Origin of the sequence: Paraburkholderia sp. XV (genome assembly GCF_020177535.1) — a bacterium.
GTDB classification, from domain to species: domain Bacteria; phylum Pseudomonadota; class Gammaproteobacteria; order Burkholderiales; family Burkholderiaceae; genus Paraburkholderia; species Paraburkholderia caribensis.
Genome location: NZ_JAGUUD010000048.1, coordinates 41,570 through 58,935, shown reverse-complemented (window position 1 = coordinate 58,935; position 17,366 = coordinate 41,570). Strand labels below are relative to the sequence as shown.

Here is a 17,366-nt window from a genome sequence, read left to right as displayed (position 1 = left end):
GCTCAACGCCGCAGGCCCGTGGGCTGAACGTGCGACATTGCTGGTTCGGCAGTCCAGCCCTCAATGCTTCGACCCAAACGAATTCTGATCGCGAGATACCGCTCCGCAAAACGGCATGCGATACGCGTGGTCTTCCTCATCGACCTGCCGCATGCGGCGTTCGAGATCAGCCAGATCGCTCGACGACGCGAGATAGTCGCCGTGCAACGAAACGTCACGGCTAGCAACCATTTTTCCGAGAAGGTGGGAAATGCGTGCAAACATGATGTGCTCCTTGTCGTGTAAAGGGCGGCGTTCGCCGTATGGCGCCGCCACCCGACACAGTGCACATGACGTAGGTTCGGTGAACCCGCTTCACATGCACCGCTGATGTGAAGTAGATTAAGTCCCGTGAATTAGCTTCGAATGAGCATCGCACGCGGCGGGAAATGATCCAGTGCCGTCATCCAGCGCTAATTCTCATATTCGATCATGGACACAAATGGCGATCGATGCGAAAGTGCCCGACCGCAACCATGACTGGTATGTGAAGCACCCTGGAGACACATCAAATGAGCACCCTCACCGACTGCAGCGCCCCCACCCAATCGAGATCCAGACGCTACGGGCTCTTCGTCTGCCTCATGGCGGCGCTCGCCGGCCTGTTGTTCGGTCTCGATATCGGCGTGATTTCAGGCGCCCTGCCCTTTATCGCGAAGCATTTCGTTCTGAACGACCGCTCGCAGGAATGGATCGTCAGTTCGATGATGGTCGGCGCGGCGATCGGCGCACTGGGTGCCGGCTGGCTGTCATGGCGACTCGGACGCCGCTACGCGCTGGCGCTGGCGGCGACACTGTTCATCGTCGGCTCGCTCTGGTCGGGGCTCGCGGGCAGCCCGGCCGATCTGATCGGCGCACGCTTGCTGCTGGGACTTGCGGTCGGCATGGCGTCCTTCACGGCGCCGCTTTACCTGTCGGAGGTAGCGCCGCGCCAGGTGCGCGGGGCCATGATCTCCACGTATCAACTGATGATTACCGTCGGGATTCTGGCCGCCTTCCTGTCGAACATCGGCCTTTCCTATGTGGCCGACTGGCGCTGGATGCTGGGCGTGATCGCGATCCCGGCCGCGTTCTTTCTGGCAGGCGTGCTTGCTCTCCCCGACAGCCCGCGCTGGCTGCTCCAGCGCAACCGTGCAGCGGAAGCCCGCGCCGTCCTCCAGCGCCTTCACGGCAACCCCGCCGACGTGCAAGCCGAACTCGAACAGGTCACCGAAGACAGCACGCGCCCCCAGCGAGGCTGGAGCCTGCTGCGCAAGAACCCGAACTTTCGTCGTTCCGTGCTGCTCGGCGTCGTGCTGCAGATCTTCCAGCAACTCACCGGCATCAACGTCGTGATGTACTACGCGCCGCGCATCTTCGAACTGGCCGGCTTCGGCACCCATGAGCAGCAATTGTGGGCTACCGTCATCGTCGGCCTCGTCAACGTCGTGGCAACCTTTGGCGCCATCGCCTTCGTCGATCGCTGGGGCCGCAAACCGATTCTCTATGCGGGATGCGCGGTCATGGCATTCGGCATGTGCTCGCTCGGGTTTCTTCTGCATGCGGGTGTGGCGGGTCTCACGGCACAGGTTCTGGCCGTCGCGGCGCTGCTGCTTTTCATCGCAGGCTTCGCCATGTCCGCGGGTCCGCTGGTGTGGATTCTCTGCTCGGAGATTCAACCCCAGCAGGGACGCGACTTCGGCATCGCTGTCTCGACCCTGGTCAACTGGGTGGCCAACATGGCTGTCGCGGCAACGTTCCTCAGCCTGTTGTCCACGGTTGGCGAAGCAAACACCTTCGTGCTGTATGCCGTGCTCAACGTGATCTTTGCGATCGTGGTGTTCTTTTATGTACCCGAGACGCGCGGTGTCTCCCTCGAGAAGCTGGGTAACGACCTGATGGCCGGCAAGCGCCTGCGTGATCTGGGCAAGGGCAATTAAAGGAAAATCGATGCTCGCCGAAACCAGAGTGTCGTCTCTATCAACGCGATCTGGCAATCTCGTCCACTTCACCGTGACGCCAGCACTGTCCCGCGAAGAATGGGAGGCGACGCTCGCGACAGTGCCCGACGACGCCCCGCTATGCCACGGCCCGGGCCGGCAGCAATGCTAACGATCACGCGCTGATACGCAAGAAACCTTTCGCCAGTTTCTGAACAGCTGGTCGGGCTTTGAAGCCGTCGGCGAAGCTGCTCGCCGCCTCGACTTACTGCCCCGACACCTGCTTCCTGATAAACGCGACGTACCCATTCTGCGTCTTCAGGATTTTGCTGGCGCAGTCGTCGTAATCCGAGCCCTTTGCGTTGTCCGGCCCATACATGCCACGACATTGTGCAAACAGCGTAAGCGTCGCGCCACCCGGTCGCGCGACGCGCGTCGCCGAGAACGACACCTTGCCCGAACTGTAAGGCACATCGGTTTCGATCGACACGGCGTCCGCGCGCGTGACGGAGGTATCCGAATGCTGTTCGACATAGCGCTTCGTCGCCGCCCACGCGGCGTCGCACTGCGCACCGTCGCAATCGACGGCCGCATTGCGCTGCGCTGCGGCAAGGCTGGTTTCGTTATGCGAGTACTCCTGCGCCTGGCGCGCCTCCTTTTCGGCAGACGAGCATCCTGCGAGCACGAGCACGAGCGCGGCGAGCGCAACGACATGGATTGTTTTCACGAGCGGGCTTCCTTTGCGACGGTCGAGCGCGATTATAGCTGCGTGCCCTGAGCACTCACAGGTCCATCCGGCTGCCCGCCCGGAATGCAATAACGCGCGCCCCGCTCTACACGGAACACGCGTTCGCAGACGCCGGCGAAACCCGCGCGCGCGACTGTCACGGCGTCGCGTGCGGCGCGCGCGGCAAGTCTCGCCTGGACGTTGCCGCTTAGAAGCGGCCTTAAATCGGCCTTAAAAGCGGCCTTAGAAGCAGCCTTAGAAGCGGTGACGGATGCCGACGGTGCCGACTACTTGCGAATCCGACGACGAAGCGCTTACGCCGACGATATGCGCGGTAATGCCCGAATTGCCCGTGCTGCCGACATGCTGATACGCCGCTTCGGCATACACGTCAGTGCGCTTGGACAGTGCGTAATCCGTTTGCAGCGTGACCTGGTGGTACTTCGGATCGACGCCTTGCAGGCTTGCATCGGTGTACGTGTACGCACCCGACAGCGTCCATGCCGGCGTGAGCGCGTAACGGCCGTTCACTTCGAAGTTGGTGAAGTGCGCGCCGTTGCCGTTCAGCGTGAAGCCGCTCGACGTGCCCGACGCCGATGCGCCGATCGACGTCGCATTCGCGAGCTGCGTCTGCGTGAACACGAAGCCGACGTTAGCCGGGCCGAACGCATAGCTGACGCCCGCGCCGTACGTGCGTTGACGCGAAGCCGTGAAGGTCGCGTCGCTGCTGACGGCGCCGCTCGAGTTGCTCGTGCCTGCGCCGTTCAGTTGCAGGTAAGCCGCCGCAACCTTCAGGCCGCCGAACGTGTACGTCGCGCCAACGCTATACGCACGGTTGTCCGCGAAGCCGTCCGCTTCGTTCGAGAAGCCGTACATCGCGCCGACCTTGAAGCCTGCGTAATCGACGCTCTGATACTTGACCGAGTTGCTGACGCGGAACGAGTTGTTCAGATTGTCGTTGTCGTACGGGTGCGAGGCGAGCGTGCCGCCGTATTGTGTGCCGTTCAGCGCGAGCGGGCCCAGATTGTCGACGAGATTGTCGTACTGGCGGCCGAGCGTGACGGAACCGTACTGGTTGCTCGAGAGCCCGACGAATGCCTGACGGCCGAACAGGCGGCTATTCTGGCCCATGTTGCCCGTCGACAGATTGAAGCCGCTTTCCAGAGTGAAGATCGCCTTCAGACCGTTGCCGAGATCTTCCGAGCCGCGCAGGCCCCAACGGTTGCCGTTCAGGATGCCGCTGGCCTGCTGGATGTTGCTATGACCGCCAGAATTGCTGGAGTACGTCAGGCCCGTGTCGAGCAGGCCGTAGAGCGTGACTGAATTCTGAGCGTGCGCGGCACCGGCCGTGCCGAACAACGCGAGCGAGAGGGTCGAGAGTACGAGCTTTTTCATCTTTTCTCCATTTTCCGATAACGAATGCTATCGTGGCGCGGAGAATATCTGATTGAATCGGTTTTGCGACTTTGTCGTTGCGTTTAAACCACCATTTAAATGCTTTCCCAATCTTCCCTGTAATGGCGTCCGTAATTTTTATGATGCAGTGCTTCATGTGAAATGGGGCGCATCCCTCTCGCGAATGCGCCCCAAGTGCCCAATTCTAGCTGTTCCCGGAATACAGGCCTGCGGATTTTACGGGGTCGACTGTTAAAGCTGCAAGCTGTAACCGGTACATTTATCTTTCCCATTCTTATAATGGTAAGAAAATGCAATCTGATTGCCGCATTTCACCGATGTTTAAATCTATCGATAAATAATTGATAAGTCCATGTATTGATTTTTAACTGGCAGCCGGGCATTGCGCGCATCTCACCTTTGCCCGCCAGCAGGCATCTGAAAGCAGCCGCTGTTACCATCGCTCGCGCTGCGCCACCCGCCGCGCTTCCAGCACGCACCTTCGGCTCCTCCAACACATCACCTACGCTCGAACAGAAAGAGACATCCCGTGCATCTCACTGCCGCCCTGACCCCGTGGTCCGCCCACGACACACGCCTCGTTCTCTCGTGCGCGCTCGGCCTTGCGCTGATCATCGTCTTCATCAGCGCGCTCAAGCTCGCGCCGTTCCTGTCGATCCTGATAGGCACATTCGCTGCGGGCTTCGCCGCGCAGCTTCCGCTCGACGTCGTCGCCAGCTCGTTCAGCAAAGGCGCAGGCGCGCTGCTAGGCGACGTCGGCATCATCATTGCGCTCGGCGCGATGCTGGGCGCGCTGATGGCCGATTCGGGCGCGGCCGACCGGCTCGTGTCGACGATCCTCGAACATTCCACCCCACGCCGCCTGCCCTGGTTGATGGCGCTCGTCGCGATCATCATCGGCTTGCCGCTGTTCTTCGAAGTGGGTCTCGTGATGATGGTGCCCATCATCTTCGTGATGGCACGCCGCTCGCAGCAGCCGATCCTGCGTATCGCGATTCCCGCGCTCGCCGGCATGACCACGCTGCACGCGCTATTGCCGCCGCATCCGGGTCCGCTGATCGCGGTGAGCGCGCTGCATGCCGATCTCGGCATCACGCTCGGCCTCGGGCTGATCGTCGCGATTCCCGCCGTGATCCTCGCGGGGCCGCTCTATGGCATCGCGCTGTCCAAGCGCATGCGGATCGCCGAACCGGAGGAAATGGGCAAGCTGTTTCGCGCCGGGTCGACGCAAACCGAACTGCCCGGCTTCACCATATCGCTGGTGACGATTCTGATGCCCGTCGTGCTGATGCTCGGCCGCACGGTGGCGAAACTCGCGCTTGCAAAGGACACGCTGTTGTTCGACACGCTCGACTTTCTCGGCGAGCCGATCATCGCACTCGGCCTGACGGTGATTTTCGCGATCGTCGCGCTCGGCTGGTCGCGCGGCATGTCGCGCGATCGCGTCGGCGGCATCTTGCGCAAGAGCCTGCCGCCCATCGCGGCGCTGCTGCTGACGATCGGCGCGGGCGGCGGTCTGAAACAGACGCTCGTCGCCGCCGGCATCAGCACCACGATCGGCAAGATTGCCGTCGGCGCGCACATGCCGCTGCTGTTGCTCGCGTGGCTGATCGCCGTCGCGCTGCGTCAGGCGACGGGCTCGGCCACGGTCGCCACCACGACGACAGCGGGCATCGTGGCGCCTGTCGTCGCAGGGCTGTCAGCGACGCACAATTCGTTGATGGCACTCGCCATCGGCGCGGGTTCGGTGTTCTTCTGCCATGTCAACGACGCGGGCTTCTGGATGGTCCGCGAATACTTCGGACTGCAACTGAAGCAGACGGTGTTCGTCTGGTCGATTCTGCAGACTATCGTTTCGGTGGTGGGGCTGGTGGGGACGCTGGTGTTGTGGGGCGTGTTGGGCTAAAGAGACCTCAGCGTTCGCTACGCAAGCTCAACACCTGCTACGACAGCGTGCTCAATCCACCACCTCCGGCTCTTCGATCGCCCGCATCAACAGATCGAGAAACACCTGCATCGTATGCGGCAGCGTGCGGCCCGCCATGGTCTGAACCTGGAGCGTGCGCTGATGCAATTCCGCATTCGTAATCGGCACCGCTGCCAATCCGTCGACGTCGAGCCGGCTGCGCACCGTCAGATAGCCCGTTAGCGTGACGGCATCCGTGTGCCGCACGAAGCTCTGCAGCGCGGCGTGATAGTTGCTGACAAACACCGGCTCGAAGATCAGCCCTTCGAGGCTGCATGAAATATCGAACAGCTGCCGGATCGTCACGCCCTGGTTGTCCATGGCGAGCGGCCATGGCATGAGATCCTTCAACGACACCGACTCGCGCGCCGCCAGCGGATGCCCGCGCCGCACCAGCGCGAAAATCGGCGCGCGCTGCGAATAGTGCACATTGATCTCCTTCTCCGGCGCCAGGCTGAAACACACGGCGATATCGGTCGTCCCTTCCCTCACCCGCTGTGTCGCCACGGAAGGCGCGGAGACGTCGAGCTGAAAATGCGTCGACGGATACGTTTTCAGGAAATGCGCGAACACCTGCGGCAGAAAATGCGGCGCGACGCCTTCGGAACTGGCGACGCGGATCGTCGCCCGGCCCTCCTCGGCCAGTCCGCGAATCTCGCCGATCACACGCTCGGTTTCCAGCACGCTGCGCCGCGCGTAGTCGGCCAGCAGCCGTCCCGCATCGCTCAGCACCATGCCGCGCGGACGCCGCTCGAATAACGGCGTGCCGAGTTCCTCCTCGAGCTTGCCGATCTGCCGGCTCAGCGCCGACACGGCGACGAATAGCCGCTCCGAGGCCTTGCTCAGCGACCCGCTGCGGGCCACTTCCAGAAAGTAACGCAGTGCTGTGTTGTCCATGGCCGCTTTGCCGTTCCGGCAACGATTCGTGGCAAATATTGTAATTGTGCAGAAATATCGGCGACGGCACGATCGATTCGACTACTACCCCCACGGATGTGCGCGCTGCCGCGCGAGAAGCAGGAGATCACCCATTGACTCGTGAAATCGCCATTCAAAACGCAGCCGGCCAATACGACTCCGGCCGCTTCCTCAACGATCTGCGCCGCCGCGTCGCATATCGCACGGAAAGCCAGGAAGCCGACAGCGGCGCACGCCTGCGCGGCTATCTCGACGACGAACTGACGCCGCTCCTCACCCAATGGGGCTTCACCTGCCGCGTCGTCGACAACCCGGCGAAGGGCGCGGGCCCGTTCCTCATCGCGCATCGCCACGAAGACGATGCCCTGCCCACGGTGCTCAGCTACGGCCACGGCGACGTCGTGCGCGGCTACGACGCGCAGTGGCGCGACGGCCTCACGCCGTGGGACGTCACCGTCGACGGCGAACGCTGGTACGGCCGCGGCACCGCCGACAACAAAGGCCAGCACAGCATCAATCTCGCCGCACTGAAAGCCGTGCTCGACGCGCGCGGCGGCAAGCTCGGCTTCAACCTGAAACTGCTGTTCGAAACGGGCGAGGAAGTCGGCTCGCCAGGTCTGCACGCACTGTGCACGCAACGGCGCGACGAACTCGCCGCCGATGTGCTGATCGCCTCCGACGGCCCGCGCCTGTCCGCGCATCGTCCGACGCTTTTTCTCGGCTCGCGCGGCCTCGTCAATTTCAAGCTCGAACTGACGCTGCGTGAAGGCGGCCATCATTCAGGCAACTGGGGCGGGCTGCTGCGCAATCCAGGCGTCGTGCTCGCCAACGCGATTGCGTCGATGGTCGATGCGAACGGCAAGATACTCGTCGAAGGGCTGCGTCCGCCGCCCATTCCCGACTCCGTGCGCCGCGCACTCGCCGGCATCGCCGTGGGCGGCAATCCCGGCGAACCCACCGTCGATACCGACTACGGCGAGCCTGGCCTCACGCCCACCGAGCGCGTGTTCGGCTGGAACAACCTCGAAGTGCTCGCGTTTCGCACCGGCAACCCCGACAAGCCCGTCAACGCGATTCCGCCGTCGGCCGTCGCGTTCATGCAGATCCGCTTCGTGGTCGGCACCGACTGGCAGCAGCTGGAACCCGTCGTCCGCGAACATCTGGACAGGCACGGCTTCGGCATGGTCGAGCTGAAGGTGGAGCGCGGCGCGCCCGCGACCCGCGTCGATCCCGACAACGCGTGGGTGCAGTGGGCGCTGCGCTCGCTGCGTCAGACGACAGGCGACGAACCCGTGCTGCTGCCGAACCTCGGCGGCACGCTACCCAACGACGTCTTCGCCGACGTGCTCGGCATGCCGACGCTATGGGTGCCGCACTCGTATCCCGGCTGCTCGCAGCACGCGCCGAACGAGCATCTGCTGGGCCCCGTCGTGCGCGACGGACTTCGCATCATGGCTGGACTCTTCTGGGATCTGGGCACGCAGGACAGCCACGCAACCAATCCCGCACCGCATGCTTCGACAACCCTTGCATAAGGAAGTCGCAATGAACATGGATTCCGTCACCGCGCACCATCCGGGTCATCCGTCACACGAAGTGGTTTCGCCGCCCGTCCCGGGCAAGCGCGTCTCGCGCCTGATCATCGCGACATCGATCGGCAATGCGCTCGAGTTCTACGACCTGATCGCCTACGGCTACTTCGCGACCACGCTGTCGAAACTGTTCTTTCCCGCCCATGACGCGACGATTTCGCTGCTGCTCACGCTCGGCACGTTCGCGCTGTCCTATCTCGCACGGCCCATCGGCGCGCTCGTGCTCGGCTCGTATAGCGACCGCAAGGGCCGCAAGGCGTCGCTGACGCTGTCGATCGCGATGATGACGCTCGGCACCGGAATGGTCGCGCTGATGCCCACCTACGCGTCGATCGGATTGCTCGCGCCGATCGGCATTTTCGCGTCGAGGTTGTTGCAAGGCTTTTCGGCGGGCGGGGAGTTCGGCAGCTCGACGGCGTTCCTGATCGAACACGCGCCGGAGCGCAGCGGCTTCATGTCGAGCTGGCAGTTCTCCAGCCAGGGCGCCAGCACGCTGCTCGCGTCGGCGTTCGGCGCAGTGCTCACGGGCATGTTGACGCAACCGCAACTGGAAGGCTGGGGCTGGCGCATTCCGTTCCTGTTCGGCATGCTGATTGGCCCTGTCGGGCTGTACATTCGCCGGCGCATCGACGAGACGCCCGAATTCGAGCGCATCGAAAAAGCCCATTCCCCCGTGCGCGAGATGCTCGCGACGCAGAAGTCGCGCGTGCTGGCGTCGATCGGCGCGCTGGTGCTGACCACCACGGCCAATTACATGATTCTCTACATGCCGACCTACGCGTCGCGGCAACTCGGTCTGGCGCCTTCGTCGGGCTTCATCGCGACGCTGATCGCGGGGCTGGTCGTCACGGTGCTCACGCCCATCGTCGGACACTGGTCGGACAAGGTGGGCCGCACGCGCATCATGCTCGGCGCAGGCGCGCTGTTTTTCCTGACTGTCTATCCGGCGTTCATGTTCATGAACGCGCACCCTTCGCTGCCGACACTGCTCGCCGCCGTCACGTGGGTCGCGCTGCTGAAGGCCACGTACTTCGCGCCGATCCCCGCGCTGATGGGCGAGCTTTTCCCGCCCCGCACGCGCACCACGGGCATGGCGTTCGGCTACAACATCGGTACGACGATTTTTGGCGGGTTCACGCCGCTGGCGGTTGCGTCGCTGATCGCCGTGACGGGCAACAACCTCGCGCCGGGTCTCTATCTGATGATGGCCGCCGTCGTGAGCCTGCTGACACTGGTCTGGGCACGGGCGCGGCTGAACGCACATTGAGTCGAATCCATCTGCAAGGAACACGCATCTATGCAACACGATTTGCCGCAGGAAATCCGCGAGGCCATCCAGTTTTCGATCGACCACGAATCGTCGTGGGATCGCCACGCCGACGGCAAGTTCGGCGTGCATGTGAACGATCCGCCGCCGTGGAACCGGTTGCTCGGACCGATCCATGACCGCGGACCGGTATCGGGCGCGGTGGCTGTCGACGGCCGGCTGCTCGCGAGCTGGGGCGAGCCGGATCGCGCCGACCTGACGTTCAGTATCGCGAAGACCTATCTCGCGATACTGGCAGGCGTCGCGCACGATCGCGGCCTGCTGCCCGATCCCGACGAGCCGGTGCGCGTGCGCGTACCCGGTATCGGCTTCGACGATCCGCACAACGCGCCCATCACCTGGACGCAGCTGTTGCAGCAGACGAGCGAATGGCAAGGCAAGTGCTTCAGCCTGACCGATCAGGCCGATCACTATCGCGCCGTGACGTTCGGTGAGCCGCCCAACGGCAACAAGGGCGAGCTGCGCCCATTGCAGCCGCCCGGCACGTACTGGGAATACAACGACGTGCGCATCAACCAGCTGTCGCTCGCGCTGCTGCATCTGTTCGGCAAGCCTTTGCCCGAGGTGTTTCGCGAGGCCATCATGCGGCCGGTCGGCGCCAGCGAGAACTGGCAATGGGTCGGCTATGACGACGCGTGGATCGACATCGACGGCACGCGCGTGCAATCGGTGCCGGGCGGCTCGCACTGGGGCGGCGGCATGTCGGTGAGCGCGAACGATCAGCTGAAAGTCGCGCAGATGCTGCTCGACGGCGGCATGGCGAACGGACGCCGGGTGCTGTCGGCGCAATGGATTGCACGGATGCAAACGCCCTGCGCGCTCGCGCCGTACTACGGCTATCTGGTGTGGCTCAACACGGGGCGCCGCGTGTTTCCGGGCGTGCCGGAAACGAGTTACTTCGGCGTCGGCGCGGGCAGTTCGTTCATGTGGATCGAGCCGGAGCGGCGCATCGCGTTGATCGTGCGCTGGCTCGATTCGCAGTTCGCGGATGCGTTCTTCGGCAAGATGCTGAATGCCATCGACAAGGTCTGTTCGCGGTAGCGGACGGTGACATGCGAAAGCGCGCCGCCTGCGGCGCGCTTTGCGTTCGCTGCACCGGGATGCGCTAGAGCGCCCGCCCGACGATCATCGGGTCCACGGGGCCGATCACGGCGAGCTCGCGGTTCGCATAAGGCAGCTTATGCAGCACGAAGCGCATCGCATTGAGCCGCGCTCGCTTCTTGCAATCGGAACGCACGACAGTCCAGGGCGTGTCGGCCGTGTCGGTGTGCGCGAACATCGCCTCCTTGGCTTGCGTGTACTCATCCCATTTGTCCAGCGACGCGAGATCGACGGGGCTGAGCTTCCATTGCTTGAGCGGATGCACCTTGCGTTCCTTGAAACGCCGTACCTGCTCCTCGCGGCTCACCGAAAACCAGAACTTCACGATGTGGATGCCGCTCTGCGCGAGATGCCGCTCGAACGCCGGCACCTGCTGCATGAAGTCTGCGTATTCGTCAGGCGTGCAGAAACCCATCACCCGCTCGACGCCCGCACGGTTGTACCAGGAGCGGTCGAACAGGACGATCTCGCCCGCTGTCGGAAGATGCTGTACGTAGCGCTGGAAATACCACTGTCCGCGCTCCTGTTCCGTCGGCTTTTCGAGTGCGACCACGCGCGCGCCGCGCGGGTTCAGGTGCTCCATGAAGCGCTTGATGGTCCCGCCCTTGCCTGCCGCGTCGCGCCCTTCGAACAGGATGATCACGCGTTGCCCTGTTTCGCGCACCCAGGCCTGCAACTTCAGCAACTCCACCTGCAAGCGGTACTTCTGCTTCTCGTATGCCTTGCGCGACATCAGGTTCAGATACGGATAACCGCCTTCGCGCCATGCGGGCGAGAGTTCGTCATCGGGATGACGGTTGCGGGTGGGCCTCCATGCCGCGGGGTTGCCTTCCAGCAGCAAGCTGCGCAGCGCGCTGACCTCGTCGGCGGACATGCCGTCCATCAGCGTCTTCAGCGAATCGAGCGCCGTCTCCCCGTCTCGCGCTACGCCCGTCTCGATCAGCGACTGCACCGTGTTTGCGAGCAGATCGTTAGCGGCGCCGACGGCGTGACTGGTTTGCGCGAGTTCCGCCGACTTCGCGGTGCGCCCCGGAATCACGTCGCCACGCGACACCTGCCGCGCAGCACCGCGCGCATCCGGCTGCCCGGCAGTGGAGACAGGCGATGATGCCGCTTGCGCCTGAACGCTTGAATTGTCTTGTTTTGAATTGTCTTGTTGCGCGGTCAACGTGATGACCTCCCGTTTGTTCTGTTTTTTCGAACGGCCCGCCTGAGGCGCGATATCGCTGCGCCCGGCACGCAGACCGTGGCGTCATGCACGTCACGCGGATGCGTCCGCCCGCCTGATGATGGTGTACAAACTGTCCTTGAGCCGCAGCTTCTCTTTCTTGAGGACTTCGATGCTGTGGCTGTCACCGTGCACGACGCCCGTCTCCATGTTGTGAACCTGACGATCCAGTTCGTTGTGGCGCTCGAAAAGCCGGGCGAAATGCGCGTCTTCTTGCTTAAGACGCGCGATCAGATCGCGATACTCAGGAAACATGGCACCTCCTCGTACGGTCAAAGTGAAACGCTTGCGTTCATTTTCGCACCGCGACGAGGGTTCGCAACTAGTACGGATGGCTAATTACTGTGTCATGTGGTCGCACGGTTCACGGCCGGAAAGCCGCGCATGATCTGCGTCAAGTCACGCGCCATCCTGCGGTTGACGGTACCGTTCATCCGTCACTGTCCGCCGCCATCCAGCGACGTCAGAATGCGGTGCGCCGCCTCGACCCGGTCCGCGATCGGGAAGTTCCGGTTGCCGAGAATCACGATGCCCATGCGCCTCGCCGGCACGAACGCCACGTAAGAACCGAAACCGTTGGTCGAGCCCGTCTTGTTGATCCATACGTCGTCTTTCGGCGCTTGCGGCGGCTCGATCTTCGTGACGGGCGTGGCATCGAGCGCCATCGCGGGCGCGTTGCCTTCCATCAGCGCGTCCAGCGAAACGGGATACGGGTATTGCTCCCAGATCAGATCCTGCGTCATCGGGCCTGCCCGGAAGTAGCCCGTATGCGTGTCGGTGATCGCACGTTGCAGTTGCGCGTCGAGCTTGACCTGCTTCATGTTCGCTTCGATGAAGCGCAGCATGTCGGCGGCCGTCGATTTCACGCCGTAGGCCTCCGGCGCAAACTCACCGCCTGCCATGCGGATCGGTTTGCCCGTCTTCGTATAGCCTTGCGCGTAGTCGGGCGCTCTACTGGCAGGAACGTCGATGAAACTGTTCTTCAGGCCGAGCGCAGGAAAAAGCCGCCGCTCGATCAGCGCGGTGAAATCCTGTCCCATGCTCTTTGCCGTGATCATGCCCAGCGCGCCGATGCCCGGGTTCGCATACGTGCGGACCGTACCCGGCGCATGAGCGGGACGCCAGGCCGCGAACCATCGGATCATCTGAGCGTCGTTGCCGATGTCGTCGGGCACCTGCAAGGGCAGACCGCCCGGCGTATGAGTGCCGAGATTGAGCAGGCTGACGTTGCCGAACTGCGTGCCGCGCAGCGTCGGAAGATACTTCGCGACGCTGTCGGTCAACGACAGGCGGTTGTCGACCTGCGCCCACGACGTCAACGTGGCGGTGAACGTCTTGCTGACCGAGCCGAGTTCGAACAACGTTGAGTCGGTGACGGGCTTGCCCGTTTCCGTCGATGCCACGCCGTAGTTGAACACGACCGCCCTGCCGTCGACGATCACGCCGACGGCCATGCCCGGAACCTGGTCTTTCGTCATCAGCGGCTGGATGGCCGCGTCGACCGCGCGTTTCAGCTTGTCTTGCGCCGCCTCGGCCGCATGGCCCGCACCCGAGGTCATCCACATCGCGCAGAACATGACTGCAACCCGCGCGCTCACAGTACCGGACTTCATCGCTTCGTTTCCTCTCTTTCAGATGTTCGCAACCAGCGCTCCGACCTGCGCGATCGCCGCGTCGCGCTGCGTCGCGGTAGCTTGAGTGGCGCCCGTCAGATACGCCACGACCAGAATCGGCGCGCGCCCTTCGGGCCAGACGACGGCGATATCGTTCGAGGTGCCCCGCTCGCCCGTGCCCGTCTTGTCGCCGACGCGCCAGGCCTTCGGCAAGCCCGCGCGCAGCCGCGTGTCGCCCGTCTTGTTGGCCGCGAGCCAGGCCGTGAGCTGCTCGCGCGACGCAGAGGACAAATGCTCGCCGAGCAACAGCGCACGCAGGTCGGCGAGCATCGCGGCGGGCGTGGTCGTATCGCGCGGGTCGTTTTGCGTCGCTTCGTTGAGACTGGGCTCGTTGCGGTCGAGCCGCGTGACCCGATCGCCGATACTGCGTGCAAAGGCCGTCAGCGCCGCCGGGCCCCCGATGCTATCGAGCAGCAGATTGGCAGCCGTGTTGTCGCTGCGCGTGATGGCCGCTTCGCACAATTCGCCGACCGTCATGCCGTCGCCGCCTGCGCGCGGCCCGCTGACGGGCGAATTCGCCACCACGACCTCCTTCGCATAGACGATCTTGCGCCCAAGCTGTTCTTTGCCTAGGTCCTTGCGCACCAGCACCGCCGACGCGAGCAGGAACTTGAACGTGCTGCACATCGGAAAGCGCTCGTGCATGCGCCAGCCCTGCGGCTTCGTACCTGACGTATCGAGTATGGCGACGCCCAGGCGCCCGCCCGCTTGCGCCTCGATCCGGGCAAGTTGTCGCGCCAGATCGCTCGTGTGCGGCGTTCCGCGTGACGCCGACGCCCCTGCGCCGAACGCATGAGCCGCAACGCCAGCTAACCCACTGCCCATCAACGTGAATGTGAATGTCCGCCTCGTGACCATTGCTCCTCCTTGAAGTGCCGCCACTATCGCGTTTTCGCAGCCGGCTGACAAACGATGATAAATTGCTCGATGCCCCAGAATTTCTAATGACTCGAACATGCGACCGTATCTCCCGCTGAACGCGCTGCGCGCCTTCGAATCGTCGGCCCGGCATTTGAGCTTCACGCGCGCCGCACTCGAACTGAACGTCACGCAGGCGGCCGTCAGCCAGCAGGTGCGCATGCTCGAAGAGCGCCTCGGTGCGACGCTCTTCAAGCGCCTGCCGCGCGGTCTCGCGATCACCGATGAAGGACTCGCGCTGCGCCCCGTGCTCAGCGACGCGTTCGACCGCATCGAGGCCGTGTTGCGGCAGTTCGAAGGCGGGCATTTTCACGAGGTGCTGACGGTCGGCGCGGTCGGGACGTTCGCGGTCGGCTGGCTGATGCCGCGCCTGAAGGCGTTTCATGACGCGCATCCGTTCATCGAGTTGCGTCTGCTGACCAACAACAATCTCGTCGATCTCGCCGCCGAAGGCCTCGACTTCGCGATCCGTTTCGGCGACGGCACCTGGCCCGGCTCGCGGGCGCAGAAGCTGTTCGATGCGCCGCTTTCGTTGCTGTGCACGCCGGAGATCGCGCAACGCCTGCAGACGCCCGCCGATCTCGCCGGTGAAAAGCTGTTGCGCTCGTATCGCGCCGACGACTGGGCGAACTGGTTCGCGGCAGCGGGCCTTGCGCCGCGTCCCGTGCGCGGCCCCGTGTTCGATTCGTCGCGGCTGATGGTCGAAGCGGCCATGCAAGGCGCGGGCGTCGCGCTCGCGCCCGCTTCGATGTTCGAACGCGATCTGTCGATGGGACGTCTCGCGCGTCCGTTCGATATCGACGTGCACGCGGGCAGCTACTGGCTCACCTGGCAAAAGGCAAAACCTGCAACGCCCGCGATGCGTGCGTTCAGTCTGTGGATCGTGAAGGAAGTGGATGAAGGCGCGACGGGCGGCGATGCACCCGGCGAACCAGGCTTCGGAAAGACGCCTGCCCCGGCGCAATGAGCACGCGTGTCGCCGCAACGGCGGCACGCGTGGCCCCGGGATACATCACATCTCCGTCAGATGTTCAGCGACGGATCTGTCGCGCGGCTGTCCGCCGAGCTTGATGTGCGGCACCATCATCACCGACAGCACCGCGCCCACGCAGATCACGAAGATCGACAGGAACGTCAGATGCAGCGAGTGATGCAGTGCCGCGCGCACCATGTCGTTGCTCGAGATCGCCGCTTGCGCGGCGTTGGGCGTCGCGTCCAGCAGCGAGCGCAACTGGTCCGACGTGATCGCCATGCCCTTGTAATGGCTCAACCCGAAGTTCAGCACCGCACCGAAAATCGCCGCGCCGAGCGTGCTGCCCAGATTGCGCGAGAACAGGTTCGATGCCGTCGCCGAGCCGCGTTCGAGCGGCTGCACGATCTCCTGGATCAGGATCAGCGAACTGACGCTCACGATCCCCATGCCCAGCCCCATCACGAGCGAACCGACGCCCGCCAGCACGGGCGAGCCGTCCGGTTGCAGCAACGCAAACGCAATCGCGCCAAGCGGCAGGAAGAAGCTGCCGCCGACCATCGTGCGCCGCAGCCCGAGCCGGTGAAACGATCTCGCGGTGAAGGTCGCGCCCGACGGCCAGCCGAGCATCACCATCGTCAGCGCGAGACCCGCGACCACGGGCGACTGATGCAGCACGCCCTGCACGTACATCGGCAGAAAGGTGGTGAGACCCATCAGCGCCATGCCCGACAGCACGGTCGCCGCATTGCACGCCGCAATGGGACGATGGCTCCACAACTTGAACGAGATCATCGGCTCCGGCACGCGCCGTTCATGCCACACGAACAGCGCGGAGGACACGACGAACAGCGCGACTTCGAACAGCGCCCGTGCGTCGTTTTCCGAGCCTGCATCCGTGAGCGCCATCATCAGCGCGCCGATTGCGATGGTGAACAGCACGGCGCCCATGATGTCGATCGACGGCCGTTGATGGCGCTTCTCTTCATGCAGGTATTGGATAAACCCAAACGCGGCCAGAATGCCGATCGGCACGTTGATCCAGAAAATCCACGACCACGACAGATCGCGGATCAGAAGACCGCCCGCCATCGGACCGATCACCGCCGAGATCGCCCAGACGCTTGCGAGATAGCCCTGGATCTTGCCGCGCTCGCGAGCCGGATACAGATCGCCGACGATGGTCAGCGTGACGGGCTGGATCGCGCCCGCGCCCACACCCTGAATCAGCCGGAACACGATCATCGCGGGCATCGACCACGCGAAGCCCGCGCCGAGCGAGCCGATCAGGAAGATCACGATCCCCACCAGCACGGTCGGCTTGCGGCCGTACAGGTCGGCGAGCTTGCCGAACACGACGGTCATTGCCGTTTGCGCCAGCAGGAACGACGAGAAAACCCAACTGTAAAGACGCAGGCCGCCTAGCTGGGTGACGATCTGCGGCATGGCCGTCGAGACGATGGTGGCCTCGATGGCCACCATCGCCATCGATGCCATCACCGCCGCGATGACGAGATGACGCTTCGTCTGAGGATGAGTCGACATGGGGGGATGTAGTTGTGTGCGGCGCTG

At 63.7% G+C, this 17,366-nt stretch carries 15 protein-coding genes; 6 read left to right on the top strand and 9 right to left on the bottom strand.

Annotated features, from left to right (window positions below):
- Positions 1-60: 60 nt before the first annotated feature.
- Positions 61-264 (bottom strand): DUF3563 family protein, encoded by a 204-nt coding sequence (locus KFO72_RS22115; RefSeq protein WP_060600948.1) that lies wholly within the window; start codon positions 262-264, stop codon positions 61-63.
- Between the two features lie 287 nt (positions 265-551).
- Between KFO72_RS22115 and KFO72_RS22110 the strand changes: the two genes are divergently transcribed.
- Positions 552-1,958: a sugar porter family MFS transporter gene (locus tag KFO72_RS22110; RefSeq protein WP_224100226.1), complete on the top strand. Its 1,407-nt coding sequence runs from the start codon at positions 552-554 to the stop codon at positions 1,956-1,958.
- A 265-nt stretch (positions 1,959-2,223) separates the two neighbouring features.
- On the opposite strand, the gene KFO72_RS22105 is transcribed toward KFO72_RS22110, so the two are convergent.
- Together KFO72_RS22105 and KFO72_RS22100 are read right to left on the bottom strand one after the other, a co-directional pair.
- Positions 2,224-2,685: a hypothetical protein gene (locus KFO72_RS22105; RefSeq protein ID WP_225033036.1), complete on the bottom strand. Its 462-nt coding sequence runs from the start codon at positions 2,683-2,685 to the stop codon at positions 2,224-2,226.
- Positions 2,686-2,940: 255 nt separating this feature from the next.
- The gene (locus tag KFO72_RS22100) at positions 2,941-4,080 is read right to left on the bottom strand and encodes a porin (protein ID WP_054930520.1); all 1,140 of its coding nucleotides are present in this window, start codon (positions 4,078-4,080) and stop codon (positions 2,941-2,943) included.
- Positions 4,081-4,630: 550 nt separating this feature from the next.
- Between KFO72_RS22100 and KFO72_RS22095 the strand changes: the two genes are divergently transcribed.
- Positions 4,631-6,007: a gluconate:H+ symporter gene (locus KFO72_RS22095; RefSeq protein WP_060600953.1), complete on the top strand. Its 1,377-nt coding sequence runs from the start codon at positions 4,631-4,633 to the stop codon at positions 6,005-6,007.
- A 51-nt stretch (positions 6,008-6,058) separates the two neighbouring features.
- Here the strand turns inward: KFO72_RS22095 and KFO72_RS22090 are convergent, their stop codons facing one another.
- Positions 6,059-6,964 carry a LysR family transcriptional regulator gene (locus KFO72_RS22090; RefSeq protein WP_054930522.1) on the bottom strand — a complete coding sequence of 302 codons (906 nt, stop codon included), beginning with the start codon at positions 6,962-6,964 and terminating at the stop codon, positions 6,059-6,061.
- A gap of 134 nt (positions 6,965-7,098) precedes the next feature.
- Between KFO72_RS22090 and KFO72_RS22085 the strand changes: the two genes are divergently transcribed.
- Genes KFO72_RS22085 through KFO72_RS22075 form a run of 3 tightly spaced genes read left to right on the top strand, consistent with a single transcriptional unit; the run spans position 7,099 to position 10,945 of the window.
- A complete protein-coding gene (locus tag KFO72_RS22085) occupies positions 7,099-8,520 on the top strand; it encodes a M20 family metallopeptidase (RefSeq protein ID WP_225033035.1) in 1,422 nt (473 codons plus the stop codon).
- A gap of 10 nt (positions 8,521-8,530) precedes the next feature.
- Positions 8,531-9,844: an MFS transporter gene (locus tag KFO72_RS22080; protein WP_060600956.1), complete on the top strand. Its 1,314-nt coding sequence runs from the start codon at positions 8,531-8,533 to the stop codon at positions 9,842-9,844.
- A gap of 30 nt (positions 9,845-9,874) precedes the next feature.
- Entirely contained in the window at positions 9,875-10,945 is a 1,071-nt protein-coding gene (locus KFO72_RS22075) for a serine hydrolase domain-containing protein (RefSeq protein ID WP_225033034.1), read from the top strand.
- Positions 10,946-11,009: 64 nt separating this feature from the next.
- On the opposite strand, the gene ppk2 is transcribed toward KFO72_RS22075, so the two are convergent.
- From ppk2 to bla, 4 genes are all read right to left on the bottom strand, one after another.
- Positions 11,010-12,059, bottom strand: coding sequence for a polyphosphate kinase 2 (gene ppk2, locus KFO72_RS22070; protein WP_082433787.1), 1,050 nt, complete (start codon positions 12,057-12,059; stop codon positions 11,010-11,012).
- A 207-nt stretch (positions 12,060-12,266) separates the two neighbouring features.
- Positions 12,267-12,488 carry a YdcH family protein gene (locus tag KFO72_RS22065; RefSeq protein ID WP_054930526.1) on the bottom strand — a complete coding sequence of 74 codons (222 nt, stop codon included), beginning with the start codon at positions 12,486-12,488 and terminating at the stop codon, positions 12,267-12,269.
- A gap of 182 nt (positions 12,489-12,670) precedes the next feature.
- Entirely contained in the window at positions 12,671-13,810 is a 1,140-nt protein-coding gene (gene ampC / locus KFO72_RS22060) for a class C beta-lactamase (protein WP_318248514.1), read from the bottom strand.
- Positions 13,811-13,864: 54 nt separating this feature from the next.
- On the bottom strand, positions 13,865-14,764 hold the full coding sequence (bla, locus tag KFO72_RS22055; protein WP_225033032.1) for a class A beta-lactamase: 900 nt from the start codon (positions 14,762-14,764) through the stop codon (positions 13,865-13,867).
- A gap of 97 nt (positions 14,765-14,861) precedes the next feature.
- Here bla and KFO72_RS22050 point away from each other — a divergent pair, with 97 nt between their 5' ends.
- Positions 14,862-15,791, top strand: coding sequence for a LysR family transcriptional regulator (locus KFO72_RS22050; RefSeq protein ID WP_054930528.1), 930 nt, complete (start codon positions 14,862-14,864; stop codon positions 15,789-15,791).
- Positions 15,792-15,836: 45 nt separating this feature from the next.
- On the opposite strand, the gene KFO72_RS22045 is transcribed toward KFO72_RS22050, so the two are convergent.
- Positions 15,837-17,339, bottom strand: coding sequence for an MDR family MFS transporter (locus KFO72_RS22045; RefSeq protein ID WP_054930529.1), 1,503 nt, complete (start codon positions 17,337-17,339; stop codon positions 15,837-15,839).
- Positions 17,340-17,366 lie beyond the last annotated feature (27 nt).

Excerpts from the sequence above, each read along its gene's own strand:
- KFO72_RS22115 (WP_060600948.1), bottom strand. The coding sequence starts at position 264 with ATGTTTGCACGCATTTCCCACCTTCTCGGAAAAATGGTTGCTAGCCGT.
- KFO72_RS22110 (WP_224100226.1), top strand. The coding sequence starts at position 552 with ATGAGCACCCTCACCGACTGCAGCGCCCCCACCCAATCGAGATCCAGA.
- KFO72_RS22100 (WP_054930520.1), bottom strand. The coding sequence starts at position 4,080 with ATGAAAAAGCTCGTACTCTCGACCCTCTCGCTCGCGTTGTTCGGCACG.
- KFO72_RS22090 (WP_054930522.1), bottom strand. The coding sequence starts at position 6,964 with ATGGACAACACAGCACTGCGTTACTTTCTGGAAGTGGCCCGCAGCGGG.
- KFO72_RS22080 (WP_060600956.1), top strand. The coding sequence starts at position 8,531 with ATGAACATGGATTCCGTCACCGCGCACCATCCGGGTCATCCGTCACAC.
- KFO72_RS22075 (WP_225033034.1), top strand. The coding sequence starts at position 9,875 with ATGCAACACGATTTGCCGCAGGAAATCCGCGAGGCCATCCAGTTTTCG.
- KFO72_RS22065 (WP_054930526.1), bottom strand. The coding sequence starts at position 12,488 with ATGTTTCCTGAGTATCGCGATCTGATCGCGCGTCTTAAGCAAGAAGAC.
- ampC (WP_318248514.1), bottom strand. The coding sequence starts at position 13,810 with ATGTTCTGCGCGATGTGGATGACCTCGGGTGCGGGCCATGCGGCCGAG.
- bla (WP_225033032.1), bottom strand. The coding sequence starts at position 14,764 with ATGGTCACGAGGCGGACATTCACATTCACGTTGATGGGCAGTGGGTTA.
- KFO72_RS22050 (WP_054930528.1), top strand. The coding sequence starts at position 14,862 with ATGCGACCGTATCTCCCGCTGAACGCGCTGCGCGCCTTCGAATCGTCG.
- KFO72_RS22045 (WP_054930529.1), bottom strand. The coding sequence starts at position 17,339 with ATGTCGACTCATCCTCAGACGAAGCGTCATCTCGTCATCGCGGCGGTG.